At 63.1% G+C, this 20,190-nt stretch carries 15 protein-coding genes and 1 tRNA gene; 3 read left to right on the top strand and 13 right to left on the bottom strand.

Annotated elements, in window-relative coordinates; genetic code table 11:
- Positions 1 to 49 precede the first annotated feature (49 nt).
- The gene (locus AC1KVG_RS19290; RefSeq protein WP_481095451.1) at positions 50 to 2,662 is read right to left on the bottom strand and encodes a glycoside hydrolase family 3 protein; all 2,613 of its coding nucleotides are present in this window, start codon (positions 2,660 to 2,662) and stop codon (positions 50 to 52) included.
- Between the two features lie 435 nt (positions 2,663 to 3,097).
- Between AC1KVG_RS19290 and AC1KVG_RS19285 the strand changes: the two genes are divergently transcribed.
- Positions 3,098 to 5,053: a PhoX family protein gene (locus tag AC1KVG_RS19285; protein WP_481095450.1), complete on the top strand. Its 1,956-nt coding sequence runs from the start codon at positions 3,098 to 3,100 to the stop codon at positions 5,051 to 5,053.
- Between the two features lie 922 nt (positions 5,054 to 5,975).
- Here AC1KVG_RS19285 and AC1KVG_RS19280 read toward each other — a convergent pair.
- From AC1KVG_RS19280 to pcnB, 8 genes are all read right to left on the bottom strand, one after another.
- Complete coding sequence (locus AC1KVG_RS19280; protein ID WP_481095449.1) at positions 5,976 to 6,602, bottom strand: ATPase; 627 nt, start codon at positions 6,600 to 6,602, stop codon at positions 5,976 to 5,978.
- A gap of 3 nt (positions 6,603 to 6,605) precedes the next feature.
- Positions 6,606 to 6,950, bottom strand: a complete 345-nt coding sequence (locus tag AC1KVG_RS19275; protein WP_481095448.1) for a type II toxin-antitoxin system prevent-host-death family antitoxin — start codon at positions 6,948 to 6,950, stop codon at positions 6,606 to 6,608.
- 211 nt (positions 6,951 to 7,161) lie between these two features.
- Complete coding sequence (pgi, locus tag AC1KVG_RS19270; protein WP_481095447.1) at positions 7,162 to 8,676, bottom strand: glucose-6-phosphate isomerase; 1,515 nt, start codon at positions 8,674 to 8,676, stop codon at positions 7,162 to 7,164.
- Positions 8,673 to 9,053, bottom strand: a complete 381-nt coding sequence (panD, locus tag AC1KVG_RS19265; RefSeq protein WP_268211741.1) for an aspartate 1-decarboxylase — start codon at positions 9,051 to 9,053, stop codon at positions 8,673 to 8,675. Before panD ends, pgi begins: the two co-directional genes overlap by 4 nt.
- A 109-nt stretch (positions 9,054 to 9,162) precedes the next feature.
- On the bottom strand, positions 9,163 to 10,005 hold the full coding sequence (gene panC, locus AC1KVG_RS19260; RefSeq protein WP_176341791.1) for a pantoate--beta-alanine ligase: 843 nt from the start codon (positions 10,003 to 10,005) through the stop codon (positions 9,163 to 9,165).
- Entirely contained in the window at positions 10,002 to 10,817 is an 816-nt protein-coding gene (gene panB, locus AC1KVG_RS19255; protein WP_168957831.1) for a 3-methyl-2-oxobutanoate hydroxymethyltransferase, read from the bottom strand. The genes panC and panB overlap by 4 nt, the downstream gene beginning before the upstream one ends.
- A gap of 35 nt (positions 10,818 to 10,852) precedes the next feature.
- Positions 10,853 to 11,338, bottom strand: a complete 486-nt coding sequence (gene folK, locus AC1KVG_RS19250) for a 2-amino-4-hydroxy-6-hydroxymethyldihydropteridine diphosphokinase (RefSeq protein WP_481095446.1) — start codon at positions 11,336 to 11,338, stop codon at positions 10,853 to 10,855.
- A gap of 3 nt (positions 11,339 to 11,341) precedes the next feature.
- On the bottom strand, positions 11,342 to 12,709 hold the full coding sequence (gene pcnB, locus AC1KVG_RS19245; RefSeq protein ID WP_481095445.1) for a polynucleotide adenylyltransferase PcnB: 1,368 nt from the start codon (positions 12,707 to 12,709) through the stop codon (positions 11,342 to 11,344).
- 48 nt (positions 12,710 to 12,757) lie between these two features.
- Between pcnB and AC1KVG_RS19240 the strand changes: the two genes are divergently transcribed.
- Positions 12,758 to 12,832 (top strand) — tRNA-Glu (locus AC1KVG_RS19240).
- Positions 12,833 to 13,266: 434 nt separating this feature from the next.
- Here the strand turns inward: AC1KVG_RS19240 and folE2 are convergent.
- On the bottom strand, positions 13,267 to 14,190 hold the full coding sequence (gene folE2, locus AC1KVG_RS19235) for a GTP cyclohydrolase FolE2 (protein WP_481095444.1): 924 nt from the start codon (positions 14,188 to 14,190) through the stop codon (positions 13,267 to 13,269).
- Between the two features lie 36 nt (positions 14,191 to 14,226).
- Positions 14,227 to 15,378, bottom strand: coding sequence for an N-acetylmuramoyl-L-alanine amidase (locus AC1KVG_RS19230; RefSeq protein ID WP_481095443.1), 1,152 nt, complete (start codon positions 15,376 to 15,378; stop codon positions 14,227 to 14,229).
- A 218-nt stretch (positions 15,379 to 15,596) separates the two neighbouring features.
- Here AC1KVG_RS19230 and AC1KVG_RS19225 point away from each other — a divergent pair, with 218 nt between their 5' ends.
- The gene (locus tag AC1KVG_RS19225; protein ID WP_481095442.1) at positions 15,597 to 15,827 is read left to right on the top strand and encodes a hypothetical protein; all 231 of its coding nucleotides are present in this window, start codon (positions 15,597 to 15,599) and stop codon (positions 15,825 to 15,827) included.
- Between the two features lie 822 nt (positions 15,828 to 16,649).
- On the opposite strand, the gene AC1KVG_RS19220 is transcribed toward AC1KVG_RS19225, so the two are convergent.
- On the bottom strand, positions 16,650 to 18,200 hold the full coding sequence (locus AC1KVG_RS19220; protein WP_481095441.1) for an MASE1 domain-containing protein: 1,551 nt from the start codon (positions 18,198 to 18,200) through the stop codon (positions 16,650 to 16,652).
- Positions 18,201 to 18,587: 387 nt separating this feature from the next.
- A complete protein-coding gene (locus AC1KVG_RS19215) occupies positions 18,588 to 20,015 on the bottom strand; it encodes a sugar porter family MFS transporter (protein WP_481095440.1) in 1,428 nt (475 codons plus the stop codon).
- Positions 20,016 to 20,190: the final 175 nt, after the last annotated feature.

Raw genomic sequence — 20,190 nt, 5'->3', positions numbered from 1 at the left:
TTGCTTGATTACCTGGGCACCCCCGCAAGCGCGCCTGCGGGAGTGCTGCTTACTTGACCGGGCAGTCGAGCGTGACTTCGGCTTCGTTGAGTGCGCCCAGCGCGATCTTGGAGATCGACAGGTCCAGCGCTGCGCCGCTTTCGATGCTGGCGACCTGGCTCAGCTTGGTCACGTCGGCACCGGCCACTGCGAAGCACTTCAACGGCACCCCGACCACCTTCCACTGGCCTTGCGGCAGCGCGGCCAGGGTCTTCTGCGCATCGACACGCCCGCCGCACTTGTCGCCGCAGCCCACGCCCAGCCACACCGGCGCGGTCACCGCGCTGTCGCGGCGCACGGTCAGCTGCAACTGCACATCGCCGTTGCTCTCGCGCGAGACGTCGACCGGCTTGCCGGACACCAGCAACACGCTGGAGGCCTTGGCACCGGACCAGACCAGACGCCGTGCATCTTCCTGCGCCTTGTGGTCGACCGCGATCATCTTCAGGCTGCCATCGGACAGACCCACCGGCAGCGTGGTCGCCGGCATGTTGGCCTGGCCGGCATTGGACAGCTGCATCGCAATGCCGAGCGCCGGCTTGCCGCGCACGAAGTACACCCCGCCCACCGACTGTTCGCCGGACACGCCCGATTCCTCCGGCAGTGCGGCCAGGTCGCCCTTGTCGGCGTAGGTCAGGCCAAAGCCGAACTTGAACTGCGGGTCGTAATCCTTCTGGCCGACGTTGTTGGCGAACTGCACCGCCGTCTTGGGCCAGGAGAAGCTCAGCTTGCCCTTGAAGTCGTTCTGCACCGTGCCATCGGCCTTGCGCAGCAGCACGTCGGCAATGCCCTCGCCTTCCGAACCCGGCAACCAGGCGGCAACGAACGCATCGGCCGCGTTGATGTACTGGTTCATCCACAACGGACGCCCGCTCAGGAACACCGCCACCACCGGGATGCCCTCGGCCTTGAGCTTCTTGATCAGTGCGAGTTCGCTCTCATCGCCCGGCTTGTACAGCAGGGTGGCGATGTCGCCCTGGAACTCGGCGTACGGGTTCTCGCCGAACACCACCACCGCCACGTCGGGCTTGGTCTTGTAAGCGCCGTCGACTGCCAGCTCGGCCTTGCCGCCGGCCGCCTTGATCTGCTTGTCCAGACCCTCCCAGATGGTGTTGCCATTGGGGTAGTCGCTGCGCTTGGTGCCGGTGCCCTGCCAGTTCAGCGTCCAACCGCCGGACTGCTTGCCCATGTCGTTGGCGCCATCGCCCAGCACCAGCACGCGCTTTTTCGGGTCCAGCGGCAGGATGCCGGTCTGGTTCTTCAACAGCACCAGCGACTCGCGCACTGCCTGGCGGGCGATCGCACGATGTTCCGGCGCGCCCAGCAATTCGTACTTGCCGCCGAGCGGGCGCTTGGACGGCTTGCCGGCTTCGAACAGGCCCAGACGCAGCTTGACGCGCAGGATGCGGCGCACCGCATCGTCCAGGCGCTCGGCCGAAATCTGGCCCGACTTCACCGCCGCCAGTTCTGTGTCGTAGATGCCCTTCCAGCTGTCGGAGGCCATCGCCATGTCGACGCCGGCAATGAACGAGGCCGGGCAGTTTTCGTTGGTGCAGCCCTTGACCTGGCCGTGGCCATTCCAGTCGCCGACCACGAAGCCACCGAAGTTCATGCGGCCCTTGAGCACGTCGGTCAGCATGACTTTGTTGCCGTGCATCTTTTCGCCGTTGAAGCTGTTGAACGAGGCCATCACCGTCTGCGCACCGGCCGCGATCGCCGGCGGATAACCGGCGGCGTGGATGTCGCGCATGGTGGCTTCGGACACCTTGGTGTCGCCCTGGTCCTTGCCGTCGGTGGTGCCGCCGTCGCCGACGAAATGCTTCACCGAGGAAATCACGTGGCTGCCGTCGAGGAACTGCGGCGTACCCGGCACGCCCTGCACGCCTTCGACCATCTTGCCGGCGAAGCTGGCCACCACGTCCGGCGACTCGGAATAGCCTTCGTAGCTGCGGCCCCAGCGGTCGTCCTGCGGCACCGCCACGGTGGGCGCGAAGGTCCACTCCATGCCGGTGACGCGGGTTTCGGCGGCGGTGACTTCGCCGATCTGCTTGATCAGCTCCGGGTTGCGCGTGGCGCCCAGGCCGATGTTGTGCGGGAACAGCGTGGCGCCGACGATATTGCTCTGGCCGTGCACCGCATCGATGCCGAAGATGATCGGGATCGCGTTGCCGCCCTTTGAAGTGTCCATCGACGCTTCATAGAACGCGTCAGCCAGCTTCAGCCACTCGGCCGGGCTGGCGTTGTACTTGCCGCCGGGATCGGAGTTGCCGCCGGCCAGCACCGAGCCGATGCGGTACTTGCGCACATCGTCCGGGGTCATGCTGGCGATGTCGCCCTGGATGGTCTGCGCGACCTTCTCTTCGACACTCATCTTGGCCATCACATCGGTGATGCGCTGCTCCAGGGCCTGGTCCTGCGCGAACGGCCACTTCGGCGACGGCCACTGGTCGGGATGGATCGCAGTGGACACCTCGGTAGGCGCGGCAGCCGGTGTGGTCTTGCTCGCCTCGGCAGCGGTGTCCTTGCCTTGGCAGGCGGCCAGCATCAGCACTGCAGCGGCGGTGGCCAGAGAAAGGGCGCGACGCGCGACGGGCGCGGCGGTACGACGAAGCAGCTTGTCCAAGATCCAGGTCTCCAGGTGGTTCTCCCCACGGCAATGCGTGACGCCGCAGGCCATTAGGCGGCGTACGCTTGCGTGATTCCCCTACCCTGTCAACCGCGCCAGCCCGTATGCCAAATGGCCGGCAACTTATTGGCCGCGGCTATAGCCTTGGAATACCGGCAGCACCTGTCAAACCACGGAAAACCGCCGAATCCGGCGCGCTGCTTGGCATTCGACAAACGTGCACTTTGTTGCATCGCACCACTTGGTGCTGTCAGGGATGCGCAGCCGGCCCGTGTCGATACAGCGTGGTCGGGTCCGCTGCGATGCGCACATCCAAACCCCAGCCAACGGGTGAGCCCGTCGTCAAACAACTGTCATACGGCCGGCCTAGCGTGACCGGCTTGCCGATGCGCCGCAGGCCATCGTTGATCGTTGTCTTTGCCTGGAGTTTCGATGTCTGCCTCCCCCGATCCCGCCCGCCGCCGCCTCATGCAACTGCTGGCGTCCGTCCCGATGCTGCCGCTTGGCAGCGCCAGCGCCGCCGCCCTGCAGCAACTCGGTGGCGCCGCCTTGGCTGCACGCCCGTTACGGCCGTCGGAAAATCCGACCCAGTTTGTGTCGGCCACGTTCCATGGCATGCCCGCGCCCAGTCTGGCCAACCCGGCTGCCATGGCCACCACCACGGTCGGCTCGGCACTGACCATCGCCCGTAGCGACGGCAGCACGCAGCGCTATGACTTGGCCTACCACCCGTTCTTCGTCACCGGCGACCAGGTGCCCGACGGCAAGGGCGGCACTGTGCTGGCTGGCGGCTATTACGACATCCAGCACCGGCCGATCATCGACCGCTCCAAACCCGGTGCCGAACGCCCGTTCTTTTCCGATTGCCCGGACGGCTCTTCGCTGCTGACCCTGCCAAATGCCAAGGTGACCGGAGTCAAAGGCAATCACGTATTTGCGGTGGTGCAGTTCGAATACACCACCCGCGACCAGGCCGGCAACGACACCAACCGCCATCTGCCTGCACCGATCGCGGTGCTGACGCTGGATCAGGATCCAGCCACCGGCAAGCTGTCGCTGGTGAAGTACCACAACGTGGACACCGCGCCGGTGCACGGGCTGTGGACCACCTGCGGCGCAAGCCTGTCGCCATGGAATACCCATCTATCCAGCGAAGAGTACGAGCCCGACGCCACCGCGCTGGCCGGTAACACCCAGTTCCGCAGCTACAGCACGCATCTGTACGGCGACCCGGAGAAAGCCAATCCGTATCACTACGGCCATCTGCCCGAAATCACCGTGCACCCGGACGGCACGGGGAGCGTACGCAAGCACTATTGCCTGGGCCGCATCTCGCATGAGCTGGTGCAGGTGATGCCCGACCAACGCACCGTGCTGATGGGCGACGACGCCACCAATGGCGGGTTGTTCATGTTCATCGCAGACCGCAAGGCAGATCTGTCGGCCGGCACCTTGTATGTCGGCAAGTGGCACCAGACCTCCGGCGTCGGCCCGGGCGCGGCCACGCTGAGCTGGATCAAGCTGGGTCATGCCACCAGCGCAGAGATCCAGGCCCTGGCCGACCGCCTCACCGCCGCCGACATCCTCGACGTGCATCTGAGCGACCCAGGCGATGCCTCCTTCACCAAGATCCCGTTCAACGGCACCTTCAACTGGATCCGCATCAAGCCCGGCATGGAGAAGGCGGCCACCTATCTGGAAACCCATCGCTACGCGGCGCTGGCCGGCGGCAGCCTGGGCTTCACCAAGCTCGAAGGCACCACCGTCAATGCCCGCGACAAGATCGCCTACATGGCGATGTCCTACATCGTCACCAGCATGCGCGACGGCTCGGGCGATGTGAAAGTACAAGGTCCGGACTCCGGTGCGGTATATGCGCTCAATCTGCGTGGCGGCCGCCGCGACAGCAGCGGCGCACCGATTCATAGCGAGTGGGTGCCGATCGACATGGCTGCGCCGGCCGCGCTCACCGGCCACGATCTGGCCAAAGCCGACGCGCTGGGAAATCTGGCCGACCCGGAACGCCTGGCCAACCCGGACAACCTCAAGTTCTCCGAAGCGCTGCGCACCTTGTTCATAGGCGAAGACAGCAGCCTGCACGTCAACAATTTCCTGTGGGCCTACAACGTCGACAGCGGCACGCTGACACGGGTGCTGTCGGTGCCCGCCGGGGCCGAATCGACCGGCCTGCATGCAGTCGACGAGATCCACGGCTGGACCTACGTGATGAGTAATTTCCAGCACCCCGGCGACTGGGAAAGCCCGCTGCACGACACCGTCAAGGCGACCCTGGATCCGCTGATCCGCGCCAACTACAAGAACCGCTTCGGCGCGGCGGTGGGCTATCTCACCGGTGACCCCGTGGCGGTGAAGTTGGGCAAGGCCTAAGCGCATGGTCTCGTCGCTCGCAGTGCTGTCAAAGCGCTGCGAGCGGCATGGTCTTTCGTCCGTTATATCAACTGCGCGACGGGCGCTCGTGTGAGGGCGCGTGAGTCGGTCGAGCGTGCGATGCCCTCACCGCACCAGACAGTTTGCTGATCGCTTTGAGAAGAGCTAAGCATACCGACCATCTCGACTGGTCCTTGCCCGCCCACCGTCGCGGGACCTTACGCGGCATGGATGCCGCGTAAGAGCCTACACGGACGTACTTGCGGCGTGTCCCGCGATGGTGGGCGGGCAAGCGCCCTGCAGCAAACGCGAAGAAGTCGAGTGCGTCGAGGGCACTGTGCCCTCACCGCTCGCGGGACACGCCGTGAATCCGTCCATGGAGGCTCGGTGGCGGTATCCATGCCGCCACACGGTCCCGCAATCGGTGAGGACACCGCACCAGAGAGTTGATCGGTTGCTTTGTTTAAAACCATGCACACCGACAATCTCGACGGGTCCTTGCCCGCCCACCGTCGCGGGACCTTACGCGGCATGGATGCCGCGTAAGAGCTTACAAGGACGTACTTGCAGCGTGTCCCGCGATGGTGGGCGGGCAAGGGCCCTGCAGCAAAGCTGAAGATCACCTGCTCTACAAGTGATCTATCTACATTGTTCAACCAGTCCGTACTTGCAGCGTGTCCCCCGATGGCGGGCGGGCAAGGGCCCTGCAGCCAAGCTAAAGATCATCTGCTCTACAAGTGATCTATCTACATTGTTCAACCAGTCCGTACTTGCGACGTGTCCCGCGATGGTGGGCGGGCAAGGCCCTGCAGCCAGGCCGCAGATCAGCCGGCCCGCAGTAGACCGGCGTGAAGCAGTTTTACTAGCCACTCCTATCTTCAATCAGGCAGGCGACTCGCGCATGTCCGTCCGGATACTCTGCTCAAAACGCGCGGCGCATCTCCAATGCCGCCATCACGATGGGCTTTGCCCAGTCGGGCACCTGCGCCAATTCCTCCAACGTTGTCGGGTAATGCAAGCCGGCACGATCCAGTTCCAGCACCAGCAGCGGCTCGGTCTGCCCCGCCGCATCGGCGGGCGCGCTGTTGTCGTAGACGTGCAGCACCGCCAGATGCGGCAACAGAGCGATCAGATTCGCACGCGAAGCATCGAAGCGTTCGCGGATCTTGTGCTCGGCAATGGCATGCCCGCCAGCGGCAACCCGCGCTGCGACGCGTTCGAGGTGCAGCTCCACCGTCGACAAACCGCAGAACCAGACCGCCACCGTGTGTTGCGCGCAGGCCTCGCGCAGCAGGCGCGGGATGGTCGTTGCGCCAAGCGTGGTTTCGAACGCGTAATCGCGGCCATCGGCCATCGCCTGGCGTAGCCGCCGCACGCCTTCCTGCCAGGCTTGCGCGTTGGCGTCTTCGGGTGACCAGCCCTGCTCCACCAGGTCTCGGGTGAACGCGTCCGGGTTGAACCAGGTGGCGCCGTCTTCCCGCAACAAGCTGCCCAGCAGCGAACTCTTGCCGGCGCCGTTGACGCCGGCAAGCACCAGGATATTTCCCACGACCTAGAGCGACGGACCCAGGGTGATCTTCCTGCCCCGGCGTGCGGGCTTGCTGATCACCGCAGCCAGGCCCGCGCCTTCGGTCACCGCCGCAAGATGCGCATCGAACTTCAGCTGCAATGCCTGCAGCGATTGCGCCCGCGTCGAGGCATCGGCGGCCGCGCTTGCCTGACGCACCAGGCGCCGGTATTCCTCCGCATCCACCACCACCGCTTCGGGGTGATTGTGGTTGGTGATGACCACTGCGCCATGCGTGCGCACCTTGCGCATCAGGCTTGGCCAGCCCTTCACCTTGATGTCGGCAGCAGGAGATTTTTCCAGGTCGGGCAGATCCTGCGGATGTGGCATCGAACGGTCCTGCAAGGAGTGACGGGTATCAGCCTACTCCCAAATTTACCATTTCTAGTAATTTGGCCATTTTAGCCAGACCAGCCTATGCCGGCGCAGAGAGCGGGCCTGCAGGCTGCGGGGCGTATGCACCCGCGTACCGTACCGCTTCCCCAAACGACAACGAGGCCCGAAGGCCTCGTTGTCCAGCACGCTACCGCTGCGCGACTACTCAGCCGCGCAGCTTGGCCAGCAGCTCGCGCGTCACCGGGTCTGCCACGTCGGCCGACTCGCCCTTCAGCGCCGGCAGCAACTGGCTGGCCAGCTGCTTGCCCAGCTCCACACCGAACTGGTCGAACGCGTTGATGCCCCACATCACTGATTGCACGTACACGCTGTGCTCGTACATCGAGATCAGCGCGCCCAGCGATTGCGGGGTAAGCGCATCGAGCAGGATCACCGTGCTCGGGCGGCCGCCCGGATAGCTGCGATGCGGATCGCTGCTGTCCTGGCCGTTGGCTAGCGCCTCGGTCTGCGCCAGCACGTTGGCCATCAGCGCGACATGGTTTTCCGCATACGGATCGTCGTTATGCACGGTACCGATGAAATCGGCCGGCACCACGCTGGTGCCCTGGTGCAGCGCCTGGAAAAAGCTGTGCTGCACATCGGTGCCCGCACCGCCCCACCACACCGACACGGTGTCGCTATCCACCGCAGAACCATCGAGCTTGACCCGCTTGCCCAGGCTCTCCATCACCAGCTGCTGAAGATACGCCGGCAGCAGTGCCAGACGCTGGTCGTAGGTCATCACCGCATGCGTGGTGCTGCCGAGCAGGTTGCGATTCCACACGGCAGTGAGCCCGTGCAGCACCGCGATGTTCTCTTCCAGCGGCGTGTTGAGCGCATGCGCATCGAACTGCGCTGCGCCTTCGAGCAACTGCTCGAAACGTTCGAAGCCGATCGCCAGGGCGATCGGGAAACCCACCGCCGACCACAGCGAATAACGCCCGCCAACCCAGTCCCACATCGGCAGCACGCGGCTTGGCGCGATATCGAAGGCCTTTGCTGCACGCTCCGGGTTCGCACTGACCGCATACAGCCGCTCGCTGCCGCCCAACCAGGCATGCAGGATGCTGCCGTTGAGCAAGGTTTCCTGGGTGCCGAAGGTCTTGGAAATCAGGATGCCGGCGGTGTGCGCCGGGTCCAGCGTCGCCAGGGTGCGCTGCATCGCCGCGCCATCGACATTGGAGACGAAATGCACGCGAAAACGCGCACCCGACGGCGCACGCAAGGCATCGGCCACCAGGCGCGGACCCAGGTCGGAGCCACCGATGCCGACACTGACGATATCGGTGACGTCGGTGGCTTCCAGCTGCGCGATCAATGCGCCCATGCGTTGACGCACTTCGGCAGCCGTTGCATACGCTTCGGAGGCCACCGGAGCGTCGGTCAGATCGCCACGCAACGCGGTATGCAAGGCAGCGCGTTGTTCGGTGACATTGACCTGCTCGCCGCGGAACAGGCGCTGGAACGCGCCGGCCAGATCACGCTCGCGCGCAATGGCGAACAAGGCATCGAGCGCGGCGCGGTCGTACTTCTGCCGCGCGAAGTTGAAATACAACGGACCGACTTGCCTGGCGTACTGCGTCGGCCGTTGCGGCTCGGCGGCAAGCAATGCGGGGATGGCAGCGCCGCGCAGGCGCTGGGCGTGGGCGTGAAGCGCGTCGAATCCGTTGGTGTGTGTCATGCGGCCTGCGTGGGGATGCTGTGGTTGGTGTGGGAGATCGCGTTGTGCGCGTTCACATATACCAGATTGGGCTTGAAGGTCTTGGCTTCGTCTTCGCTCATGCTGGCGAAGGCGGCAACGATGATCAGATCGCCGACCTGCACGTGACGCGCGGCGCCGCCGTTGAGCGAGATGATGCCGCTGCCGTCTTCGGCACGAATGGCATAGGTGCTGAAACGCGCACCGTTGGTGACGTCCCAGATGTGCACCTGTTCGAACTCGCGGATGCCGGTGGCTTCCAGCAGCAGGCCGTCGATGGCGATCGAGCCTTCGTAATTGAGCTCGGAGTGGGTGACGGTGGCGCGGTGGATCTTGGCTTTCAGCAGGGACAGGTGCATGACGGGCAACGGCTAAAGGAAAGCAGGCATTTTAGCGGAAAGCGCCCGCGCCGACCGGCCGGCAGCGCGGTCGGTGGTGAGGGCTTCAGCCCGGCCACAGCGGCGGCCCTCAGAATTCCAGATTGTCGATCAACCGGGTGTTGCCCAGGCGTGCAGCGATCAAGGCCACGCGTGCGCCGGCGTTGCTGTCGCCCGGCTCGCTGAGGTCGGGCAGACGCACCACCGCGTAATCGACGCGGAAACCGGCCTGTTCCAGCGCCTGGGTGGCGGTGTCTTCGACCTGCGCACGCAGCGTGCCGGCGGCATAGCGCTCGCGCATCTGCAACAGCACTTTGCGGATCTGCGCCGAGCGCGGGCGCTCGTCGGCCGTCAGGTACTGGTTGCGCGAGCTCATCGCCAGGCCGTCGGCCTCGCGCACGATGCTGCCGCCCAGAATCTCGATCGGAAACGCCAGGTCGGCCACCATCTGACGGATCACCGCCAGCTGCTGATAGTCCTTCTTGCCGAAGGCGGCCACGTCCGGCTGCACCTGATTGAACAGGCGCGCCACCACGGTGCACACGCCGTCGAAATGCCCCGGCCGGCACACACCTTCCAGCACATCGCTGACGCCCGGCGCATGGATCGGCGTGGCCAATGCGGTGCCCAGCGGATACATGGTGTCCACGTCCGGCAGCCACAGCGCATCGCAGCCGGCGTCTTCCAGCCCGCGCAGATCGGACTCGGGCGTGCGCGGGTACCGCGCGAAGTCTTCGTTCGGGCCGAACTGGGTCGGGTTGACGAACACGCTCGAGACCACACGGTCGGCGTACTGGCGCGCCAGCATCACCAGCGAATAATGCCCGGCGTGCAGGTTGCCCATGGTCGGCACCAGCGCCACGCGCAAGCCCTCACGCTTCCAGCCGGTGACCAGTGCGCGCAGGGTGGAAAGATCGGTAATGGTCTGAATCATGCGGCGTACGCGTGCTCTGCATCGGGAAAGCTGCCGTCGCGCACGGCTTGCGCATACGCGCGTACCGCGCCGGCAACCGAGCCGCCTTCGGCGAGGAAATCCTTCACAAACTTGGGACGGCGATGGCCGCTGTCCAGGCCCAGCATGTCGTGCATCACCAGCACCTGGCCGTCGCAGCCAGGGCCGGCGCCAATGCCGATGGTAGGCACGCTGAGTTCGGCGCTGATCTGCGCGGCGATCGGGGTCGGCACGCATTCCAATACGACCAGACTGGCACCGGCATCGACCACTGCCTGCGCATCGCGACGCAACTGCTCGCCGGCTTCACCACGTCCCTGCACCTTGTAGCCGCCGAAGCGCAGCACCGATTGCGGGGTCAACCCCAGGTGCGAGCAGACCGGGATCTCGCGCTCGACCAGGTAGCGGATGACCTCGAGCTTGTGCCCGGCGCCTTCGAGCTTGACCATCTCCGCGCCGGCCTGCAGCAGCTGGGTGGCCGCGTCCAGCGCACGCTCGGGCGTGGCATCGGCCTGGAACGACAGATCGGCCACCAGCAACGCACGCTCCAGCGCACGTGCGACCGAGGCGGTGTGATAGACCATATCGGCGGTGGTCACCGGCAGCGTAGAGGTATGCCCCTGCACCACCATGCCCAGCGAATCGCCGACCAGAATCAGGTCCACGCCATTGGCATCGAAAGTGCGCGCAAAGCCGGCGTCGTACGCGGTCAACATGACCAGTTTTCGACCGTCGCGCTTGGCCTGCGCCAAGGCGGGCACGGTCCAGGGCTTGCTGTCGGTATGGCTGCTCATGAAGTCATTACGTGGGGTGATAAGCCGGCCATTATCTACCCAATCGGCTCCAGCCCGCTGACCTGGATCGATTGCAGGGCGTGCCGCACTGTTCCATGCCCAGGAATGATCACCTCCGGAGCCAGCTCGGACAGCGGCAACAGCGCGAAGGCGCGCACCTGCAGATGCGGATGCGGCACCTGCAGGCGCGGCAGGTCGATCACCTGATCGGCATACAGCAGCAGATCCAGGTCCAGCGTGCGCGGGCCCCAGCGCTCGCCGGCTTGGCGCTGCCGGCCGAAGGCCTGCTCGATGCCGAGTAAAGCGTCCAGCAACTGCAGCGGCGCCAGCGTGGTGTGCAACTGCGCCACGGCGTTGATGAAATCGGGCTGGTCCTCGCGGCCCCAGGCCGGCGTGCGATACAGGCGCGAGGCCGCAATCAACGTGGACTGCGGCACCTCGCCGAGCGCGGCGATGGCGGCGCGCACGCTGGCCTCGGCCGGGCCCAGGTTGGCACCCAGGCCGACAAAGGCGGTGTGCATGCCCTACTCGCTTGCAGGGGCGCCGGTGCGACGACGGCGGCGACGGCGCTTGCGCGGTGAGCCTTCGTCGCCTTCCTGATCGACCTGCGCGGTTTCGATCGCATCGACCAGCTCCTGGCCGGAGGATTTCTGCGCCTCGCGCCAGAACTCCACGTCGGCGGCGTGATCGGGCGAAGCAAACTGGCGCAGCACCAGAAAATCGAACGCGGCGCGAAAACGCGGATGCGACAAGGTGCGGAACACGCGCTTGCGCTGACGCGAGGAAAAGCGCGTCTGCAGCAGCCAGATTTCCTGCATCGGCAGCGAAAAACGGCGCGGCAATGCCACACGCTCCAGCTGATGCAGAGTGACCCTGTCGGCGGCGCGTCGCTGCGCGTCTTCCGGCTGCACGCCCTGCGCCTGCAGGCCCATCAAGGTGCGGCAAAACGCCGGCCACAGCAGCAAGGCGAACAGGAATGCGGGCGACACCGGCTCGTCGTTGGCAACGCGCGCATCGGTATTGCGCAGGCCTTCCAGCACCATGGCGCGCAATGCGCCGCTGCGGTTGGATTTCAGGGCCGCGGCACTTTCGGGAAACAGCGCGCCGAGCAGCCCATACCGCTCCAGGCCTTCGAAACTGGCAACGCCGTGCCCGGACAGGAACAGCTTGAGAATTTCTTCGAACAAGCGCGCTGGCGCGGCTTCGGACAACAGCCCGGCCAGGCGCGGAATGGGTTCTGCGGTGCCTGCTTCGATATCGAAGTTCAACTTGGCGGCCAGGCGCACCGCGCGCAGCATGCGCACCGGGTCTTCCTGGTAACGCAGCTCCGGGTCGCCGATCAACTTCATCAGCCGTGCCTGCACGTCTTCGAAGCCGCCGCAGTAGTCGCGCACCGAGAAATCTTCGATCGCGTAGTACAAGGCATTGCAGGTGAAGTCGCGGCGGATCGCGTCGTCTTCGATGCTGCCGTAGACGTTGTCGCGCACCAGCCGGCCGTTATCCAGTTCGCGGTCGCCGCTGCCGTCATCGACATTGGCGCGGAACGTGGCCACTTCGATGATCTCGCGGCCGAACACCACATGCGCCAGGCGGAAGCGGCGGCCGATCAGACGGCAGTTGCGGAACAGCGCTTTGACTTCTTCCGGCGTGGCGCTGGTGGCGACGTCGAAATCCTTGGGATGCCCGCCGACCAGCAGATCGCGGACTGCGCCGCCGACCAGGTAGGCGCCAAAGCCCGATTCGCGCAGGCGGTACAGCACGCGCAGCGCGTTTGGGCTGATGTCCTTGCGCGAGATGGTGTGCTGGTCGCGTGGAATGACGCGCAGCGTGAACGGAGATGTAACTGAGGGTTCGATGATGGCGTTTCCGTTTCGTGTTGCAGGATTGCCCAACGGCTGTTGCCACACTATACTAGCCCGCTGCACAGGACGCGACAAAACGCTCCCTTCGTCTAATGGTTAGGACGTGGCCCTCTCAAGGCTAAAACAGGGGTTCGAGCCCCCTAGGGAGCACCACTCCCGTCTCGCTGCAGAAAAACGCCAGGGCCCCGCATTGCGGGGCTTTTGCGTTGTGGCGCAGGCGGTACGGCGCAGTTGGTCTGCGGTGCATCGCGGGGGCGTTGCAGATCAACGCCGAGCTGCGCCTGAGCCACCCCTTCAGATGGCGCCTCAGTTGCAGCAGCCCATGTGTCAATCTGTCGCGCTCGCTTGTGGGTGTCGGCTGACTTGCTGCGAAACCTGCAGCAAAACTCAAGCGACATTGCTGCCGATCAGCAGCGATGCACTCTCGTAATCGCACCGATCGCGTTGGCGCGAATGACCACATACGGCCCGGCAACGACGCACGCTTGCGCGGTGGGCTGCGCACTGCGCATCGCAGCCAGATAGACACCGCGTTTGCGTGGACGTGGCGCACAACGCAACGAATTCTTGCACGGCATGGCAAGCCCTCAATCGGCAAATGGATGAAAGCCCTCGGCATCGCTGTCGGTCTCGGCAACCGCGTCGTGGGCATGCAGACTTTCGAAATGGCGAACCGCCACATGGAAGTTGGCATAGCGCTCGGCCAGCATCTTGCGCAGACGCCGCGCAGCGTCTTCGACATACATCAGGTTGGCGCCGTTCAAGCGCGCAAACGCCTGCTCGTCGATGCGCCGCACTGCGGCCTGCACCGGCGTGGCCAGCGCTTGTTCGCACAGACCGACCAACTCGCGGATATCGAACCGCTGCGTGCAGGCGATCAGGTCCACGCGCACCTGCGCCACGCTGCGCTGGCTATGCGGCGTGGCGTACGAGCCGTTGTATTGCAGCCAGTGCGCAACGTCCTCCGGCGCCAGCGCGTCACGCCCGGCGTGTTGCTGCAAGAACGCCTCGCTCAGCAACTGGCGCGATAACGCCGCAGAACATGGGCATGTAGAGGCGTAGAGCACATCGATCTGCAGACGCACATGGCTGCGCCCTGCCCTGCATTGCGCGTCGATCCGCACCGGATAAGCGCGCCAACCGGCCAACCCCTCGCTCAGCAATGCCGGCATCCGCAGCATCAACTCGAAAGCCAGCGACACGCGCGCCGCGCGGCTTCCGCAATCGGCGTGGCTGTCGATCATGGCCTGCAGCAAATGCGACAGCATCGCCGGCGACAACGGTTGCTCCAGGTGCTGATCGAGCAATCGATACAACCGCGACATATGGATGCCCTTGCGCTCGGGCTGTGGCAGATCCACCTGCACAGTGGCGCGCGCGGCCACAGTTCCGCTTGGCTCGGCTTCGTCCAGGCGCACCGGCATGGCGATGTCCTGCATGCCCACCCAACGCAGCGGCGCGCTCAACGTGGAAAGTTCGGTAACGGCAACATCGGGAAGCGTGGCGGACATCGAAAGCTCGTTGAATGAGGAGGGAGTGATCGCGCCTCAGGCGCGACCGGGAACTGCCTGAAAGTAATCGTCGATGCCGGCGTGCAAGGTCTGCGCAAGTTCGTCCTGATGCGCATCGCCACACAGCCGCCGGCAATCGTCGCGATTGCTCATGAAGCCGGTTTCCACCAGCAGCGACGGGATATCCGGCGACTTCAACACCGCAAAGCCCGCCTGCCCGACTTGGTTCTGATGCAGCCGTGTCACCTGCTGCAACCGGCCGAGCATCAAGCTGCCGAACTGCAGGCTGCAGGCGATGGTGCCGCTCAGCGACAGATCGGCCAGCACCTGCGACAACACCGGATTGCTCGGCACCCGCAAACGGCGCGCACTATCTCCCATGTCGTCGGCGGCGTTCTCGCTATCGGCGATCCAGCGCGCCAATGCGGAGCTGGCGCCGTTCTGCGACAGCGCGAACACCGAGGCACCGCGTGCTTCGCTGTTGGGCGCAGCATCGGCGTGGATGGAGACGAACAGATCGGCGTTGTGGCGATGGGCGATCAACACCCGCTCATGCAGCGGCACGAAGCGATCGTCGCTGCGGATCATCGTCGGCCGGTAACGCGGATCGGCCGCCAGACGCTGGTGCAGACGCCCCGCGACCGCCATGGCCACATGCTTCTCGTAGCGCGCATCGGCACTGACCGCGCCGGGATCCTTGCCGCCGTGGCCGGCGTCGATGGCGACCACGTAGGGGTGCAGACGTGAACGCGTGGACGCAACCGCCGGATCGGTGGTATCGGCGGCGGACAACGACCCAGTGCCGGAAGCAACAGCAAGATCCAGCACCAGCGCACTGCCCTCCCACCGCGCAGTCGTTGCCAGCGGCTGCGCCAGATCGAGCACCACACGCAATCCGTCCATCTGCGGACCGCTGCGAATCGCGACGACGGCAAGGCCGCCAGGTAACGGATCGATCCGCGGTGGCTGGCTCGACACGCCGCTCAGGTCGATGACCAAGCGCTCGGGATTGGACAGACGAAAACTGCGGTAGGCGACCTGCGCGTTCAATTCGAGTCGAAGCCGCAGGCCGTCATCGTGCTGCTGTACGCCGCAGCTGCGCAGTTCCGGAACCTCTTGCGCATAGCCCAGACCCGGCGACAGCACCAGCGCCGCGCCGGCGGTCTGCAGCAGCTGTCGCCGCTTCATGCGGCGCACCCGGGACGACAGAGACAGCAGCCTCGCCATCTCCGATCTGGCGACCGACTCGACTTGGAGCACACGAACAACGGCAGTGAACACGACACGGGAGCTTGGCCCAGCGAGGGAGATGAAGTGTTATAAAGTAACAATAGCTGCGCAAAAGCAAGCCCATGCTTGCTTGCCTGCGCCTTCAGGTTCATTTCCTTGCCACCGGAGCCCGCCCAATGTCTGCCGCCCTTCCCGACAGCTACACCGCCTGGCGCCATTGCATCGAAGTCGACTGCGCACAGCCATTGACCGCCCTCTTCATCGCCGAGCGCCTGACCAGCCTGCGCAACTCCAACGACCACCACACCCAGCAATTTCTGCGTCGCTGGGGCCAGGCGCATCACCAGCAGGTGATTGGGTGGTTTGAGCGTGCTCGGATGGATCTGGATCTGGAGCCGGAGCATTAATTCGATAACCCCAAGGCCTTCAGAACACCTTTGCACAGTCGCACTTCTACCGAACTGAGCAATATCTCCGTATGACGAGACAAGACGAGAGTTACACCTTGCGGTGACTCACTACTGCCCGATAAAACCGCCATGCAGCCGTGCACCCGGGTCAGCGCTCCCCGTTTTGTACACATGTCCAAATAAATGACTCTGCATACTCTCTTAGCGCGCAATTGGGCGAATTAGCAATTTGAAGTAGCCTAGAAGAGCGCAAAAGCTTGTGCCAACTCACACGCGAGAACGCATCGAGACAGCATCACCTTAGCCCAATAAATTTTTGCGACAAACACCAACACCGGATAGCCGTATGGACGTACCGTAGGTGAGCCTGAATCGCAGGCAGAATCGTCCCTAGCAGGGGAAGGCGAAAAATTATGGACATGAAAGCGAACGTACTGAGAGCCGTGTGCGTACTGGCGGGCCTTTTGATCTTTGGCGAAGCGTCAGCCCAGGTTTGCTGCCCTAGTGGTGGTGTAGGAGTGCGAGCAACGGGCCTGGGCGACAGTCATCCAAGTGCAACCAACTTGGCATTGGATGCTGCGTGGTCAATTTACGAATTCCAACGCGATGGCGTGACCTACGTGCAGATCAACGATACCGCAGGCGCAGTGCGAGCGGTGGTGGCCCGTGTCGACAATGCACTTTGGGTAGTACCAATGGGCAAGGATGTGGACCGCGTGTCAGTACCAGCATCCAATTCCATTGGGACCAGCAGCAATAACGCTACCGCGAGCAAAACAACAAGTAACAGGGTCCGCATGGTCTACAGGACTGGAAATTTCACTGTGCACGTCGAGCAGCAAGCCAACGGGGAACACTGGAGGGTCTCTCCTTCGAACTAGCAGCTGACATCTCTGCGACAAGGAAGGTGAGCACTAACGCATGGCGGCGACGGAATGTGCCGCTATGCGACTTCAATCGGGCACGAAATTCGGCATCAGCCTCTGGTGAATCGCGCCGCACGGCATCTATCAGGGACGTGTCCGCGAACACGCGCACGGCGACGCCTTGCCCCCCTCGGCCTCGCCATACGCGGGCCTGGATAAAATATTTACTTGCGTGCGGCAGCAGCTCAATTGCACCAAGCGTGCAACGATAGGCAGCTAACTGGAGACCAAGTGAGAGTTGACGGCAATCTCCTTGTAAAAGATGTTCAAATTTTGTGGACTTGAATCGCGCGAGTGCCGGCGAGCGGAGCGACTGAAACAGGCCATGCGTTTCGATCTCCAGCGGATACAGATTTGCGACATATTCCTGAAGAAGTTGGGACTCAATCACTGCGACACGCGTAATCTCCATTGCAGCCGCGTGGTGTCCACGCGCGCGCAGGTCTGCCACGATATCTTTACGCATTCGATTGATCTGAACACTAACATCAGAATAGTCAACGACTTGACTGCGCAATGTTCGCTCTGCGGCCAAATAACTATCTCTTACAGCTTTTTCCGCCTCCGCCCTGATATTGCGAATGGTATCGAAGCGCCTGAAAGGCTTCGTAATCCGCGCCCCAAAAATAAACAGGGCTGTGCTAACAACCAAATGCACCGCTTGAATTATGAATAAATCTTTATCATAAAATCCTACCTTATAGGCAGCAGGGATGCTGATAGCAAGCGCAACACTTGCAAGCAAGGTCCCTAGTACTGTCCCCATTCCGCCATGACGACGAGTCAAGACGATTGCGGGCCCCATTAAAGCGATCATAATAATATTACGGTAATAAACAGGATACACGTAATAAAGCATATAAAACAGTGAAACGATGAAGATAATGGAAAAGCCGAGGTCACGCGGCAAGTCTATCCGAATCGGCTTCAGCTTTTTGGGCGACCAAAGCATCGTAGGAAGCAAGAACATCAAGATGCCAAAATAGCCTCCGAGAGTGTAACGCAGCAGGAAACCCATTGTCTGCGCTGTAGTCGGACCATCTAGGACAGCATTTATCAAAATGCTCCACAACGCGTTGCAGAATGCAACAAAAATGGCAAACGGAATTAACCAACGCGACTGATAAATAATTCCACGTGAATAATGCCGGGCTAGCCAAATGATATAAGCGAGCATCGGCGCGTGCAGGAATGGACTGACGTAAGCCCATGTCAAATCGTAACCCTGCCGTTGCGAGAGGGGAACACGAAGCCAAAGCATCGCTGCCGCATCGCCCGCCAGCAAGAATGGCCACTCGCGATATGGGCGAAACAACAATGTAACGACTCTTAATCCGACTGGCAGATACCATTGATCAATGGAGAAGAACCAAAGCATTACAAACGTTAGCCCGTAGCACACGCTGATCAGCGTGCCTCTCAAGACTTCTTTAGCTACTGCCATTCCACCACTCCTTGGTTCCACGATTCGCCCTAGTCTGGAGGGAACTGTCTGTTCGAGTATAGCGTTGGCGCACAATTTGCACGAAGCGCAATGGACAGACTCCGAGCTTCTAGGCGGTTATCCCCTAGAGCGACCCACTTTGCACTTTACTGGTGCATTGGCTCATACAGCGATGCAGACACATCAGCGCGTAGCGATGAGCTGTGCTGATCGCTTGCAGCACTGAGCGCAAGCGCATAATTGCTTCAAGCGATCACCACCGCCTTGATGGGACAGCTTATGCAGTTGCGCTTCTATGCTCGGCATAAGCAAGACCATCAACGAAGAAGGCCGCGCAATGCGCGGCCTTCTTCGTTTTACATGCCGATATCGGCATAACAGACAGGATCAGCCTTCCATCTGCTCCAGTTCCTTGCCCTTGGTCTCGTAGACGTACTTGAGCACGAAGAACACCGAGATGAAGGCGGCCACGGTGTAGATGCCGTAGGCACCGGCCAGACCGATGCTGCCAAGCAGGATCGGGAAGCTGACGGTGATGGCGAAGTTGGAGGTCCACTGCGCCGCACCGGCGATGGCCAGGCCCGAGCCGCGGATCTGGTTGGGGAACATCTCGCCCAGCATCACCCACATCACCGGGCCCCATGAGGCATTGAAGAACACCACATAGACATTGGCGGCCACCAGCGCGAGCATGCCCATGGCATCGGACATGGCCAGCTTGCCAGCGGCATCCAGCGAGGCGGTGGCGAAGGCATAGGTGACCAGGGCCAGCGACACGGTCATGCCGACCGAGCCGATCCACAGCAACGGCTTGCGACCGATCTTGTCGACCAGCATCACCGTGACCAGGCAGGCGCCAATGCTGAGGCCGCCGGAGAGCACGTTGATCAGCAGCGCGTCCTGCTCGGAGAAGCCCACTGCTTGCCACAACACCGCGCCGTAATAGAACACCACGTTGATGCCGACCAGCTGCTGGAACACCGCCAGGCCCACGCCGATCCAGACGATCGGGCGAACCTTGCCGGTGGCTGTGCTGATCAGGTCGGAGAACTTGGGCTTGTGCTGGTCGGCCGACATGGACGCCGAGATTTCGGTCAACTTGGTCTGCGCCGCAGCGTTGCCGTACAAGCGCTTCAACACCGCCAGCGCCTGCTCGCGACGCCCCTTGACCACCAGGTAGCGCGGGCTTTCGGGAATGACCAGCAGCAACAACAGAAATGCCAGCGAGGGAATCGCCTGCATCCAGAACATCCAGCGCCACGCGGCCTGCCCGCCCCATAACGGCTCGGTGGAGGCACCAGCGGCTTTTGCCAACAAATAGTTGCTCAGGAAGGCGCAGAACAGCCCGCTGATGATGGCGATCTGCTGCACGGTGGCCAGGCGGCCGCGATAGCGCGCGGAGGCGACCTCGGCGATGTAGGCCGGCGAGATGACGCTTGCCGCGCCCACTGCAAAGCCGCCCATCACGCGAGCGAAAATGAAAAACAAGGAGTTGTGCGCGGCGCCAGCGGCGATCGCCGAGACCAGAAACAGTGCCGCAGAAATGATCAGGACCGCGCGGCGGCCCCAACGGTCGGCCAAATAGCCGGCAAAGAAGGCGCCAATAGCGCAGCCCACCAACATTGAGGCGACTTCTAAGCCAGTCAAGAAGGCGCTGGAATTGAAGGTCTGCTTCAGGCCATCGACAGTGCCGTTGATCACGCCGCTATCGAAACCGAACAAAAATCCGCCGATCGTGGCTACACAACTGATCAGGACGATAAAACGGGTGTTCTCACCGGCATCGGGGGCGCCGTTTACGGAGACACTGGACATGGGGTCACCTGGAAGCATGCAAAGGAGCGGCCATGGGGGTGGCCGGCATCGGCCGGCGACGCGCAATGCGCCGCCGGCCACGGGACATCAACGCGTCAGATACTGATTGATCAGGTTCTCGTAGGCTTCCTGGCGGCCGCTGATCTGCTTTGGTTCATTGCCGGCCGCATGATTT

The sequence above is a fragment of the Xanthomonas sp. NCPPB 3959 genome, from assembly GCF_056675575.1.
Note: the sequence above shows the minus strand (reverse complement) of the source record. Positions and strands in the feature narration are given on the sequence as shown.